This window comes from Bosea sp. ANAM02, from assembly GCF_011764485.1.
Lineage (GTDB): Bacteria > Pseudomonadota > Alphaproteobacteria > Rhizobiales > Beijerinckiaceae > Allobosea.
Window position 1 is genome coordinate 1950239 of sequence record NZ_AP022848.1, and the last position, 13437, is coordinate 1963675.

At 69.5% G+C, this 13437-nt stretch carries 13 protein-coding genes; 9 read left to right on the forward strand and 4 right to left on the reverse strand.

Going from position 1 to position 13437, the window contains the following annotated elements; genetic code table 11:
* From OCUBac02_RS09390 to OCUBac02_RS09425, 8 genes are all read left to right on the forward strand, one after another.
* Complete coding sequence (locus OCUBac02_RS09390; RefSeq protein ID WP_173045161.1) at positions 1-2316, forward strand: chemotaxis protein CheA; 2316 nt, start codon at positions 1-3, stop codon at positions 2314-2316.
* The gene (locus OCUBac02_RS09395) at positions 2313-2825 is read left to right on the forward strand and encodes a chemotaxis protein CheW (RefSeq protein WP_082009965.1); all 513 of its coding nucleotides are present in this window, start codon (positions 2313-2315) and stop codon (positions 2823-2825) included. Before OCUBac02_RS09390 ends, OCUBac02_RS09395 begins: the two co-directional genes overlap by 4 nt.
* Before the next feature lie 65 nt (positions 2826-2890).
* Positions 2891-4711, forward strand: coding sequence for a methyl-accepting chemotaxis protein (locus tag OCUBac02_RS09400; protein ID WP_173045163.1), 1821 nt, complete (start codon positions 2891-2893; stop codon positions 4709-4711).
* Positions 4712-4714: 3 nt separating this feature from the next.
* A complete protein-coding gene (locus tag OCUBac02_RS09405; protein WP_244639144.1) occupies positions 4715-5593 on the forward strand; it encodes a CheR family methyltransferase in 879 nt (292 codons plus the stop codon).
* Positions 5590-6183, forward strand: a complete 594-nt coding sequence (locus OCUBac02_RS09410; RefSeq protein ID WP_047578486.1) for a hypothetical protein — start codon at positions 5590-5592, stop codon at positions 6181-6183. Before OCUBac02_RS09405 ends, OCUBac02_RS09410 begins: the two co-directional genes overlap by 4 nt.
* Positions 6183-7295: a chemotaxis-specific protein-glutamate methyltransferase CheB gene (gene cheB, locus OCUBac02_RS09415; RefSeq protein ID WP_173045165.1), complete on the forward strand. Its 1113-nt coding sequence runs from the start codon at positions 6183-6185 to the stop codon at positions 7293-7295. Before OCUBac02_RS09410 ends, cheB begins: the two co-directional genes overlap by 1 nt.
* An 11-nt stretch (positions 7296-7306) precedes the next feature.
* Positions 7307-7693 (forward strand): response regulator, encoded by a 387-nt coding sequence (locus OCUBac02_RS09420; RefSeq protein WP_047578914.1) that lies wholly within the window; start codon positions 7307-7309, stop codon positions 7691-7693.
* Positions 7694-7939: 246 nt separating this feature from the next.
* Entirely contained in the window at positions 7940-8509 is a 570-nt protein-coding gene (locus OCUBac02_RS09425) for a glutathione peroxidase (RefSeq protein ID WP_173045167.1), read from the forward strand.
* Between the two features lie 140 nt (positions 8510-8649).
* Here the strand turns inward: OCUBac02_RS09425 and mog are convergent, their stop codons facing one another.
* Positions 8650-9183 carry a molybdopterin adenylyltransferase gene (mog, locus tag OCUBac02_RS09430; protein ID WP_047578910.1) on the reverse strand — a complete coding sequence of 178 codons (534 nt, stop codon included), beginning with the start codon at positions 9181-9183 and terminating at the stop codon, positions 8650-8652.
* Positions 9184-9333: 150 nt separating this feature from the next.
* Between mog and OCUBac02_RS09435 the strand changes: the two genes are divergently transcribed.
* A complete protein-coding gene (locus OCUBac02_RS09435) occupies positions 9334-10332 on the forward strand; it encodes a hypothetical protein (RefSeq protein WP_173045169.1) in 999 nt (332 codons plus the stop codon).
* Here the strand turns inward: OCUBac02_RS09435 and OCUBac02_RS09440 are convergent.
* From OCUBac02_RS09440 to fliK, 3 genes are read right to left on the reverse strand one after another with little or no spacing between them, the layout of a single operon-like run.
* A complete protein-coding gene (locus OCUBac02_RS09440; protein ID WP_173045171.1) occupies positions 10265-11431 on the reverse strand; it encodes a GNAT family N-acetyltransferase in 1167 nt (388 codons plus the stop codon). The two genes, OCUBac02_RS09435 and OCUBac02_RS09440, sit on opposite strands and share 68 nt — an antisense overlap.
* Positions 11428-11721 (reverse strand): EscU/YscU/HrcU family type III secretion system export apparatus switch protein, encoded by a 294-nt coding sequence (locus OCUBac02_RS09445; protein ID WP_047578906.1) that lies wholly within the window; start codon positions 11719-11721, stop codon positions 11428-11430. Before OCUBac02_RS09445 ends, OCUBac02_RS09440 begins: the two co-directional genes overlap by 4 nt.
* On the reverse strand, positions 11718-13349 hold the full coding sequence (gene fliK, locus OCUBac02_RS09450; protein ID WP_173045173.1) for a flagellar hook-length control protein FliK: 1632 nt from the start codon (positions 13347-13349) through the stop codon (positions 11718-11720). Before fliK ends, OCUBac02_RS09445 begins: the two co-directional genes overlap by 4 nt.
* Positions 13350-13437: the final 88 nt, after the last annotated feature.

The window sequence follows — 13437 nt, forward strand, 5'->3', positions numbered from 1 at the left end:
ATGGACCCGTTGGCAGAACTCAAGCAGACCTTCTTCCAGGAATGCGAGGAACTCCTCGGCGCGCTGGAGCTGAAGCTCCAGGCTCTCGACGAGGGGTCCGTCGATCCTGAGGACGTCAATGCCGCCTTCCGCGCCATTCACTCGATCAAGGGCGGCGCGGGCGCCTTCGGCTGCACGGAGCTGGTCGGCTTCGCGCATGTCTTCGAGGCCGCGCTCGATCATCTGAGGTCCGGCCGCGTCGCCATCGAGGATGCGCCGTTCACGCTCTTCCTGCGCTGCTCGGACGCGGTCGCCGATCTCGTCTCCGCCGCGCGCAACGACGAGCCTGCGACCGAGCGGCCCGACCTCCTGGCCGCGCTCGAGCAGGTCGGCAAGGAACCGCAGGCGCCCGTCGCCGCGCCGCCGACCCCCGTTGCTCCCGCTCCGGAACCGGTCACCCCTGCCGCCAACAACGATGCGCCCATCGGCATCGCCGCGCTCGGCAACCTGCTCGCCATGGTCGAGGCTAAGACCGCCGCGCCGGCTTCCGCCTCGGATGACGGCTGGGACGACGAGCCCGCCGCCGCGCCCGCGACCGCCTCCGACAAGCCCGGCCGCGACGTGCATCTGCGCATCAGGCCGGAGCAGGACCTGTTCCGCCGCGTGATCGAGCCGCGCGTCGTGCTCGGTTCGCTGCCGGCCGCCGATATCGTCTCGATCCGCTGCGACCTGAGCCAGGTGCCGCCGCTGGAAAGCCTCGATGTCAGCGATTGCTGGATGCGCTTCGACGTCGACCTGCGTACCGAGCTTTCGGTCGAGGACCTGCATGGCCGCTTCGACTTCAGCCTCGCGAACGAGGAATTCGAGATCAGCTTCCCGGAGCCGGCCGCGATCGATCCGCCCGAGGTTGGCGAGCCGGCCGCGGCAGAGCAAGAGGTCTCCAATGCCGTCGCGGCCGACCTCTCGGCGATTCTCGCCAAGCTCGGCGCGGCGCCGGAAGCGGCGAGCGAGCCCGATATCCAGCCCGCCCCGGCCCCGGTGGCCGTCGCCGCCCCGGTCGTTGCGGCGGCCGAGCCGGCCGTCGCCCGTGCGGCGCCGCGCGCCCCGGCCGCCCCCGACGCGTCGGCGCGCCAGCGCCAGGCGGTCAGCGTGCGCGTCGATCTCGACCGCATCGACAAGCTGATGAACCTGGTCGGCGAGATCGTCATCACCCAGTCCATGCTGGTCGAATGCGTCCGCTCGCTGCCTTACGACGTCCATGCCAAGACCGCCGAGGGCATGCTGACGCTCTCGCGCCAGACGCGCGAATTGCAGGACCATGTCATGGCCGTCCGCGCCCAGCCGGTGAAGGCCGTGTTCCAGCGCATGCCGCGGCTGGTGCGCGAGCTCGCCCAGACGCTGGGCAAGGAAGTGCGCCTCGTGCTCGAAGGCGAGAACACCGAGGTCGACAAGACGATCATCGAGGAGCTCGCCGATCCGCTGACCCACATGATCCGCAACTCGATGGACCATGGGCTGGAGACGCCGGACGAGCGCGTCGCCGCGGGCAAGCCGCGCGAGGGCACGATCAAGCTGATCGCCGAGCACCGCGCCGGCCGCATCGTCATCTCGGTCACCGATGACGGACGCGGCATCGGCCGCGACCGGCTGCTGGCCAAGGCGCGTTCGCGTGGCCTCGTCGGCGCCGACGAGCGCCTGCAGCCGGAGGAGATCGACCAGCTCATCTTCGCCGCCGGCCTGTCGACGGCCGAAGCGGTCAGCGACATCTCGGGCCGCGGCGTCGGCATGGACGTCGTGCGCCGAAACGTCGAATCGCTCGGGGGGCGCATCAGCGTCGATTCCGAGCCGGGCCGGGGCTGCAAGTTCACGCTCGCCCTGCCGCTGACGCTCGCCGTGCTCGAAGGCATGGTGATCCGCTGCGGCGACGATCGCTACGTGATCCCGATCGCCTCGGTGATCGAGACCCAGCATCTCGCCTCGACCCCGATCGAGCGCCTGCCCTTCGGCCAGGAAGTCCTGCGCTGGCGCGGCGAGGTGACCCCGCTCTATCGCCTCGGCGACGTGATGGGCTCGATGGGCAAGACCAACGAGAACATCGTCATCATCGCCGAGACCGAGCGCGGCAACAATGTCGGCATCGCCGTCGACGAGATCGTCGGCCAGCAGCAGGTCGTCGTGAAGAGCCTCGAGGCGAATTACGGCGCGGTCAACGGTGCCTCGGCGGCGACGATCCTCGGCGACGGTCTCGTCGCGCTGATCCTGGATATCGACTCGATGCTGCGGCTCGCCGCGTCCGGCGGCCGTCCCCCTCAATCTGACCTCAAGATGGCTGGATGACCATGACCCTCCAACTCGGCGAAAAGCACTTCTCGTCGGCGCAGCCCGAATCGGCCGCGCGCCGGATCGTGACCTTCAAGGTCGGCGATCGCACCTTCGGCATCGATGTCGGCATGGTCCGCGAGATCAAGGGCTGGCAGGCGACGACGCCGCTGCCGCACGCGGCCCCGCATGTGCGCGGCGTGCTCAACCTGCGCGGCGTCATCCTCGCGGTCTACGATCTGCGCACCGCGATCGGGCTCGGCGCCACCGAGGCGACCGCGACCCATGTCATCGTGGTCGTCGATGTCGAGGACAAGACCGCCGGCCTCCTGGTCGATTCGGTCTCGGACATCGTGGATGTGCCGGTTTCCGCGGTGCGTCCTGCACCTGACCTGGAGCGCGACGAGCACGGCCTGATCGAAGGCCTCGTCCTGCTCGATACCGATATCGTCGCGCTGCTCGATCTCGCGGCGGTGATCCGCGACGGCGGCGCCGAGGCTCTGATCAAGACCAGCAGGGCCGCCTGACTTTTCGAGACCAGCCCGAGCGTAGCGTTCAAGAAGCGGGCGAGAACAAGAAACGATCGAACCTTATGGGCAGCGCGCTCGGCCCCTTCTCACGTCTCTCGGTCAGCCAGCCGCTGCTTGCCGCCGGCTCGGCGGCGCTTGCCGGCAGCCTGGCGGCCTATGCCGCTGCAGCCGGCGCGCCCGTCCTGGGCGCGGCCGCCGTCGCGACTGTGGCGCTGTTCGGCGGGCTCGCGGCCTGGGGCGCAACGCGCCCGCTCGCGCGCAGCGCCGCCGTGGCGACTCGTCTCGCGGAAGGCGGCGACGTCACGCTTCCCGACCTGTCCGGCTCGGGCGAGGGCGCCGATCTGTCGCGTGCGCTCGCTGCCATCCATGAGCAGGGCGAGGAAGCCGAGCGCCTGCGCGCCGCGCTCGATCATGGCCGCGCCAGCATCATGCTCTGCGACCCCGCCGGCCGCGTCGTCTATGTCAGCAAGGCGCTGCTGCGCTTCTTCGGCGAGGCGCAGGAGGATTTCCGCGCCGCCTTTCCGGGCTGTTCCGCCAAGGACATGCTGGGCCGCGTCATGGAGCGCGTGCAGGGCGAGCATCAGCCGCTCAGCGGCCAGCCCGTGCGCCTGACGCTCGGCCGCCGCACGATCTGCCTGACCCTCACCACCATGATGCGTGCCGACGGACGCAGCTTCGGCACCGCCGTCGAATGGCGCGAGATGACCGGCGATCTCAAGCTCGCCGGCGAAATCGTGGCACTCGTCGAGGCGGCCGAGGCGGGAGACTTTTCCCGCCGGCTGTCGTCGGAAGGGCAGCCGCTGCCGCTCGGCCACGCGGTCAAGGGCCTGAACCGGATCAACGCACTGCTCGAGGGCACCTTCGACCAGATGGCCGATGCCGTCTCCGGGATGGCGGAAGGCGATCTGAACCGCCGCGTCCCGGTGACGCATCAGGGCAGCCTCGGCCAGCTTCAGGACAGCCTCAACGAGACGCTCGAGCGGTTCGGGGCGACATTCGAGACGATCCGGGCGACCGCCGGACGGGTTTCGCAGGCCGCAGCCGAGGTCGATGCAGCGACTACGGAGCTTGCGGCCGGCGCCGGGCGCGCTGCTGCGGATCTCGGCGAAGCTTCGGCCGCTGCCGAGCAGGTCGCGTCCTCGGTCGGGCGCAGCAGCATCCGCACCCGCGAAGCCGGCGAGCTCGCCGGCGAGACGATGAGCGTGGCCCAGCAGGGGCAGGGCGTCGTCACCCGCGCGATCGGCGCGATCGAGCGGATCGAGAGCTCGTCTCTGAAAATTTCCGAGATCGTCGGCGTGATCGACGAGATCGCCTTCCAGACCAACCTGCTGGCGCTGAACGCCGCGGTCGAGGCGGCGCGCGCGGGCGATGCCGGCAAGGGCTTTGCCGTGGTTGCGTCCGAAGTGCGCTCGCTGGCGCAGCGCTCGGCGCAGGCCGCCAAGGACATCAAGGGGCTGATCGCCTCGTCGAACGGGCAGGTCGCCGAAGGCGTCGGCTTCGTCCGCGAGACCGGCACGGCGCTGGAGCGCATCGTCGCGGCGGCCGGCAAGGTGTCGGCGACGGTCTCCGAGATCGCCGCCGCCACGGCCGAGCAGGCCGGGGGCGCCGGCGAGATGGGCCGCAGCGTCGCCAAGATGGACAAGGGCGTCAGGCAGAACAGCGACCTGGCCGAACGCAGCGCCGAAGCGGCGGCCGAGCTCGCCGAGCAGGCGGCCGCGCTGCACGCCCATATCGAGGCCCTCGGCGGCCAGCATGTTTCGCATGGCGCTGCGGCCCCGGCCCGGCGCAGCGTCGCGCCAGCGGCTGCCGCCGCCGTGCAGCCGCGCTTCCAGCAGCAGATGCAGCATCGTCGCGTCGCCGCCGGCGGCCGGATCGGGATTTGAGAGATGAACAGACCGGCCTCATCCAATCCCTTTGCTGCGGCCCAGCCCGCCATGACGGACGTCACGCTGACCCGCGACGACATGAAGTTCATCGCGACGCTGGTCTATGAGCAGGCCGGCATCGTCATCCGCGAGCACAAGGAAGCGATGACGCGCGGCCGCTTGGCGCGGCGCGTCAAGGCGCTCGGCATGAACTCCGTCGCGGAATACTGCGCCTTCCTCAAGACGCCGCAGGCGGCGGGCGAACTGCCCGAACTGATCAACGCGGTGACGACCAATCACACCGCCTTCTTCCGCGAGCGCCATCATTTCGACCATCTGCGCAAGGACGTGATGCCGCGCCTCCTGCAGGAGCGCGCCGGCCGGCGCGGCCGCATCCGCATCTGGTCGGCTGCCTGCTCGTCGGGCGAGGAACCCTATTCGATCGCGGCCTCCTGCCGCGACGTGGTGGGGCCGCGCAGCGACCTCGACTTCAAGATCCTGGCGACCGACATCGATACAGACATCCTGACCCGGGCCGAAGCCGGCATCTATCCGGCGGAGCTGTTCGAACGCCTGCCGTCGGACGTGAAGCCGATGCTCAAGCTCGAAGGTGGGGCTGGGCGGGGCGAGGCGCGGATCAGCGATGAGCTGCGCCGGATGATCGCCTTCAAGCGGCTGAACCTGATCGAGAAATGGCCGATGAGCGGCCCCTTCGACGTGATCTTCTGTCGCAACGTCTTCATTTATTTCGACACGCAGACCAAGGCCTCGATCCTTGACCGTTTCGTGGCGCTGCTGGCGCCGGGCGGCTTCCTGTATCTCGGGCATTCGGAATCGCTGCCGCAACCGCATCCGAATCTGCGCCTGATCGGCCGCACCATCTACGAGAGGACTGCATGAGCGTCTCCCGGTCCTCCCGCCGCTATTTCGACCCGCGCTTCCAAGCGACGATCATCACCGTCGCGCCGGGCGAGCACGAGATCACCTCCGCCAAGGACGAGATCGTCGCCACCGTGCTCGGCTCCTGCGTCTCGGTGTGCATGCGCGACCCCGTCGCCGGTGTCGGCGGCCTCAACCATTTCCTGCTGCCGAAGAACAATGGCGGCTCGGATTCGAACGCCGGCGAGCGCTATGGCGACACCGCCATGGAAGTGCTGATCAACGACCTGTTGAAGCGCGGCGCCAAGCGGAGCAATTTCGAGGCGAAGGTCTTCGGCGGCGCCCGTGTGCTCTCGGGCGCCACGATGCTGGCGATCGGCGACGGCAACATCGCCTTCGTCAACGAGTTCCTGAAGGTCGAGGGCATCCCCGTGGTCTCGCGGGATGTCGGCGGCACGCGCTCGCGGCGCATCCATTACCAGCCCTCGACGGGCCGGGCCTGGGTGCAGCATGTCCAGCCCACCGCGCGCGACAGCGGCCACGAGCAGGAAATCGCCTATCTCAACCGGCTCAAGACGCAGCCGGTGGCCGGTGAAGTGGAGGTCTGGTGATGATTGTCGCGACGTCTTCCGCCGCTCCGGTCAAGGTCCTCGTCGTCGACGATTCCGTGCTGATGCAGAAGCTGATGACGCAGATCATCAATTCTGCGCCCGGCTTCGAGGTGATCGGCATCGCCGGCAGCGCCGAGGAAGGCTGGGACGCGATCCAGGAGCTTCGTCCAGACGTGGTGACGCTCGATCTGGAACTACCGGGCCGACATGGCCTGAAGCTGCTGGCGCGGGTGCTGAAGCAGGATCCGCTCCCGGTGCTGATCGTCTCGGCCTTCGGCGGGCCGGGGGCCGACAACACCATCCAGGCGCTGGAGCTCGGCGCGATCGACTTCATCGAGAAGCCGGACGGCACGACCCATACGCTCGACGGCTTCATGAAGCATCTGGTCGCGGCGCTGCAGCGCGCGGCGGCCAGCCGCAAGATGATCGCCGCCGCAAAGCAGATGACCCAGATGGCCGGCGCTGCACCGGCCCGCCCGGCGGCGCCTCCGGCGCCACGGGAGCCGGCGCGCAGCAGCAAGACCTCGCTGATCGCGATCGGCGCCTCGACCGGCGGCGTTCCTGCCGTGCAGACGGTGATGCGCGATCTCGCCCATCTCAGGCTGCCGATCGTCGTCGTGCAGCACATGCCCCCGGGCTACACCGCGAAATTCGCCGCGCGGCTCGCGACCGCGACCGGTCTCGACGTCCGCGAGGCCGCCGACGGCGACAGGCTCAAGCCCGGCATGGCGGTGGTCGCGCCCGGCGGGCCGCGCCATCTCGAGGTCGAGGAGCGCCGCGGCGAGTTCGTCTGCGCGCTGCGCGAGGGGCCATTGGTCAGCGGCCATTCGCCGTCCGTCGACGTGATGTTCCATTCCGTGGCGCGCAGCGTCGGCGCCCATGCCGTCGGCATCCTGCTCACCGGCATGGGGCGCGACGGCGCAGACGGTTTGTTAGCCATGCGCAAAGCCGGCGCCGAGACGTTAATCCAAAGCGGGGAGACCTGCGTGGTAAACGGGATGCCGAAAGCGGCCTTCGAGATCGGAGCCGCCGACAGGGTCGTACCGCTCAACCAGATCGGTGGAGCGGTCGGACAGCTTGTCGGCGAACGCCCGAATCTACGCACCGCGTAAGGAGCAAAGTTATGTCAAAGGCCAGAAGCGAATACCGCATCCTGGTGGTCGACGACCAGAAGAGCATGCGCGGCCTGGCGACCTATTTCCTCAAGCAGATCGAGTTCCAGGACATCGACGAGGCGGAGAACGCCCGCGAGGCCCTGATGAAGATGCAGACCAAGCGCTACGACCTGCTGCTGCTCGACTGGAACATGGACGGCATGAGCGGCATCGACCTGCTGCGCGCTATCCGCTCGGTGCCGGAGCTGAACCAGATCAAGATCATCATGGCGACCTCGGAGCGCTCGGTCGACAAGATGGACGAGGCGACCAGCAACGGCGCCGACCATTACGTCGTGAAGCCCTACGAATTGCGCGATCTCGAAGTGCGCGTGAAGAAGGTTCTCGCCTGCTGAAGCCCGCCCGGGAATCCTCAGTCCTTATCCCGAGGAGCCGCGTCCGCGGCGTCTCGAAGGATGGTTCAGAGGACACCGGAGCCTTCCGAAGCATCCTTCGAGACGCAGCCTGCGGCTGCTCCTCAGGATGAGGGCTCATCACATCGGTCTCGCCATCGTGAAGCGAAGCCCCGCGCCGACTGGCTGCAGGGCTTTGTGCTTTGGGGCATGATGCCGCCCGTTCGGCTATCGAACCGGAGGAAAGCCATGCTGCCGTCGCGCCGCCAGATCGCCATCGGGATCGCCGGAGCCGCTGCTGCGAGTCTCGCTTCGCGCTCGGCTCTGGCGCAGGCCCTGACGGGCGCCCACGCTTTCGGCTTCGACAAGCCAGATGGCGGCCGCATGCCGCTCGCCGATTATCGCGGCCGGCCGATCCTCGTGGTCAACACGGCGACGCGCTGCGGCTATGCCGGGCAGATGGCAACGCTGGAGCAGCTCTGGCAGCGCTACCAGGGGCGGGGCCTGATGCTCGTCGCGGTGCCGAGCAATGATTTCGGCGGGCAGGAGCCGCTTGAGGGCGCGGCCATCGCCGAGGCCGCCCGGCAGAGCCATGGCGCGACCTACGCCTTCGTCGAGAAGACCGTGGTGCGCGGGCCGGAGGCGCATCCGTTCTATCGCTGGGCCGCTGCGGAGAAGCCGACGGACACGCCGCGCTGGAACTTCCATAAATACCTGATCGGCCGCGACGGCGCGCTGCTCGGCGGCTTTCCGGCGGGGACCGATCCGCTGTCGCCGCAGCTCGTGCAGGCGATCGGGCGGGAGCTGGCGGCGGGTTGAGGTGAGGGCGTCATTCTCGGGCGCAGCGAAGCGCAGACCCGAGAATCTCTGGCCGAAGAAGGCTCTCCGAAACCACTGGTCATGAGATGCTCGGGTCAAGCCCGAGCATGACGTACTTCATTCCCGAGCATGACGCGCCCCTATTTCTTCGGCCGAAACGCCGCGATCACCGCCGGATCGGTCTCCAGCCAGGGTCCCTCGATCAGGTCGATGCAATAGGGGATGGCCGGCATCACGGCGTCGAGGCATTCGGCGATGGCACGGGGGCGGCCGGGCAGGTTGACGATCAGCGACCTGCCGCGGATGCCGGCGGTCTGGCGCGAGAGGATCGCGGTCGGCACCTTGGCGAGGCTGACCTGCCGCATCAATTCGCCGAAGCCGGGCATCGGCTTCTCGACGACATCCTCGGTCGCCTCCGGCGTGACGTCGCGCGGGGCCGGGCCGGTGCCTCCCGTGGTGACGATCAGGCAGCAACCTTCCTTGTCGGCGAGGTCGCGCAGCGTCCCGGCAATCACGGCGCGGTCGTCCGGGATGACCCGCGCGACGGCCTCCCAGGGCGAGGTCAGCACCTTCCGGAAATAGGCATCGATCGCCGGCCCGCCCTCATCCGCGTAGATGCCGGCCGAAGCGCGGTCGGAGACCGTGACGATTCCAATCCGGGCGGTTGCGCTCATCGTCTCTCTCCTGCGGCTGGCATGCTGTATCGGCGGGGGCGCAGGGGTGGTCAAGCCGGTTCGCCAACACCGGGATGATCTGCTTCGCTGCCGCATCGAATAGCGCCGAAAAGTGGTTTCCCCTTTTCGGTTCGATGCTAGAGCAGCGCGATGCGCCTTGCCGCCGCCCTGTCCCGTTCCGCGGACCCGAGCAGCTTCGCCGCCAGCTTCGCGGCGACGGTGGTGCTGGCGGTCGGGCTGCTGGCGGCGCTGACCTTCTGGCGCGATCCCTACTGGGTTTTCCGGGATAGCCCGCCCTGGACGCGCGGTGGCGCCGGTGCGAGCCGCCTGCTCGATGTCGAGATGCGCCTGATCAAGCCGCTCCAGATCGCGAGGCTGAAGCCGCAGACGCTGCTGATCGGCTCCTCGGTGGTCTATCGCGGCCTCGATCCGCGCGACGTCTCAGCCGCTGCGGGGCAGGTCTATAATGCCGGCTTCTCCGCCTTGATGGCGCGGGAGCTGCCGACGCTGGCGGCATTGGCGGTCGATATCGGCAGCGTGAGGCAGGTCGTGATCGCGCTCGATTATTTCATGTTCACGGCATGGCCGCCGCCGCCGCCGATTGACCGCAAGCTCGCGACGGCATCGGGTCGCCGCGAGGCGCTGATTTCGACCGTCCTGAATCCGAAGACCATCGACAATCTGCGCGGGCGCCGGGTCCTGCGGACCGAGCCCGGCCTCTGGCACGTCGACGGCTACAAGGCGACGCCGGATTTCGATACGGAACTCGTCGGGAAGATCAGCCGCGAGCAGAACATCGCGGCGATGGTTTATCGGCCGGACGATCTCGCTCATCTCGAACGCGCACTGGACCTGTTGCGGGGGCGAGATGTCACGATCGTCCTGTCGCCGATGAGCGCGGCGCAGCGGCAGCTCATTGCCGATGGCGGGCGGGCTTCCGAGCTGGCCGCCTGGCAGCGGGACATCGCCGCCCTGGCGACGCGGCGGGGCCTGCCGTTCCACGATCTCGTCTCAGGCCATCCGTTCGAGGATTTCGATCCCGCCAAGGCATCCTCGCGCTACTGGCTCGACACCCTGCACTTCAAGCCGGAGGTCGGCCGCTGGCTGCTCGGGCGGATCGGGCTCGGGCGGCATCGCGCAGGCGCCTGAGCCACATCCGGCCGAAGGCTGCGATCTGCGCCAGGCCGGGACGGCCCGGCCCGACCCTGATGACGGCGTTGGCCATCTCGCGACGTTCGCCCCAGACATAGGTGCCGGCATCGACCCCTTCGCCGGCGCCGCTGTCGAAGAAGGCCGGCGGCGTGCCGTTGAAATCGGCCTGCAGCATGGCGATCGCCAGCGTCCGGCCGGGGGAATGACGGCTTTGAGTCTCGTCATAGGCGATCTTGAGGAAATGCCGGCGGCTGCCGCTCTCGATCAGCAGCCCCATCGCGATGGCCTGCCCGTCAAGCAGCAGCGTGTCGATCAGCAGCATGTCGTCGGCGGCGCAGAGTTCCGCCAAGCGGCGGATATAGGCGGTGTCGGCCGGCAGGCAGGCGATGGCCGTGCCTTCCTCGCCCTTCCAGCCGGAGGCTTCCATGGCGAGGAAGGCGTCGAGCGCCTCCAGCGCGCCCCTCCCACGATTGCGCCGGAAGGTCAGGGCCCCCTGCTTCGCCACGGCCCGGAACTGCTGCATCCGCTTCTTGTATGACGAGCCCAGTGCTCGCCTCAGATAGGCCTCGAAGCTGTCATCGGGGCGCGGGATCATCACCGGGCGGATCCAGCGCTCGTAGGTCGAGATCGCGCTGCCGGTCTGGCGGCAGGCTTCGGCGAGCGCGGCGTAACAGGGGCCGTCGAGCGGGAGCAGCGGCAGCAGCAGGCGATGCGGCAGGTCGCGCGAGGCGAGGAGATAGCGCATCAGGGCGCGGGCCGCTTCCGCCGCATGGTCGCGGTCGAGCACCGGCAGGGACGAGACCTCGTAGAGCGGCACCAGCGGCGCGGCGAGGGCGTCGGAGAAGCCGCTGCGCCAGCCCTTTACGCGCCGGAAGGCCCAGATTCCGACGAGCTGCTCGAAATCGAGCGCTTCACTGTACCAGGCGCAGAGGACGACGACCTCCTCTTCCGGCACGAGTGCCGTCGCGGCCGAGACGGCGGCCGGCGCCATATGCGGATTGGGCTCGAGCGCGTGGCGTGCGAGCTCCGCGAAAACCGGCCCCAGCTCCGCATAGGCGGTGGGGTCGAGGCGCCTGACGACGATTCCCGTGCTCAAGACCGATGGCCGTCCCGGTTCGGCCGGCGCAACTCGCCGCGCAGGGAGAGGACGAAGGCGATCACCTGCGCGGTCGCGCGGTAGAGCTCCTCCGGGATCTGGTCGTCGAGCTCGACCGCCGAAAGCGCCTGCGCGAGGATGGCGTTCTGCTCGACCGCGACGTCGTGCTCCCTTGCGGTCTCGACGATGCGTTCGGCCAATTCGCCACGGCCCTTGGCGGTGACGCGGGGTGCGCCATGTCCGTCATATTCCAGCGCGACGGCGATGCGGGGCGGCTGCGGCGCGCTCATGACAGGCGGTCCAGGAACTGGCCGGCGGTCGGCTGCATCACGCGCGGCTGGCCGGTATGGATGTCGACGGCGCCGCTGGCGAAATCGGCATCGAGCAGGGCGCCTTCGAGGCCGGGCGCCGCGCCGCGCAGGAGCTGGCTGGTCTCCTCGCGCTCGGCCCAGATCGAGACGCCGACATCGCGGCCCTGCAAGGTCACGACGCCCTGGAGTGGCCCCATCGGCTCGACGTCGAGCGCGAAGCGGATGCGCCAGAGCGGCGGGCTGACGCCTTTCGCATCGCGGCGGGGGGCGTCGCGCTCGACCTGAAGGGGCAGCATCGTGATGCCCTGCTGGAAGGCGAGCGGGATTTCGGCGAGCCAGCGCTGTGCCGGCTGAGCGCCGTCCTGCCGGGCGGGCTCCAGCGGCAGCGAGGCGTATTGCGTCAGCTTGATCCGGTCGAGCGCGGCCTCGGTCTGGTCGAGCAGGGTCTCGGCGATGGCGAGGGGTTTTTCGCCGGGCGCCAGCGAAGGCTCCACAGCCGGCTGCGGCGAAAGCGGGCCGTCGCGGCGGGGCGGGGCGAGGCGGGCAAGCTGGTCGGTTGCGGCCGGGTCGGCGAGTTGTTCCGCGCCCGCGTGCTCGTGGCGGCTCGCCTTCGGATCCGGCGACAAGGCGTCGATGATCGGCAGCAAGGTCTCGCGCAACGCCTGCAGCCCGGCCTTGAGGTCGCCCTGCCGCGGTGCCGGCAATGCCGCGGCCTGCCTTGCGTCGAAGAAGAGACCCGAAGCCTGGAAGGCTTCCTTCAGCTTCGCCGCTGTCGGGGGCTGGCGCTCGGCGGGCATGGCCTGAGCCAGCACCTGCTGGATCGCGGGCGGCAGCGTCTTCGGCAGGGCGAGCGAGATCGAGCCTTGCGCGATGGCGCGCAGATTGGCGAAGAGCGGCGCGAGCCCGGCCTGATGCTGCAGCATGGGACCCAGCAACGGCCCGGCGACGGCGCGCGCGGTCGCGGCCGTGATCGCGGGAGCGGCGGGAGATGAGGCAGCCGTCGGGGCGGCCAGATTGGCGGCGGTGGCGCCTGTCGGGGTGGCTCCCGCCACTCCCGTGCCCGCAATGGCGGGCTGCGGCGTCGACAGTCCCCGGGTCTGCAGGGCCTGCTGGAGGAGGGCTTGCTGAACTGCCACGGGCGAGGGCGGGTGTGCGGCCTGCGCGAGCGCCGGTGCCGGCGTAGCGGCCACCTGCGGCGCAACGCTGGCTGCGGCCGTGGGGATCGGCCGGGTCGGAGCGGCCGTCGAAGCCGGAGGAGCGTTCGGCGGAGCGGCTTGAGATGTCGGGGCCGGCTGCGGCTGGGCCTGCCCGGTCACCGCTGCCGCCGGCGGGCGGATTTCGACCAGCGTGGCGCGCAGGTCGCCGCCGGGCTGCTCGAGCCGCAGCACGAGCGTGGCGCCCGGCTGCAGGGCCGCTTGCCTGGCTTGGGGGCCGGCGAGGACGAGCGCGACCTTGGTCTCGCCGATCATCGCGGTCGCGGTGCCGTCCGGCTCCAGCGCAGCGAGCCGCGCCTGTACCGTCCGGCCAGCCGCCAGCTCGCCCGCCGCGTCGAGCGCCTGCAGCAGGGTGGCGAAGGTCTGGCTCTTGACGAGCTGGGCGAGATTCATCGAACGGCCTTGTGACAACGTGCCATCCTGTCATGAAAGATTAAGCATTTCCTTGTCGTCCGGCCGCGCGGTGCAGGGCGCGCCTGCG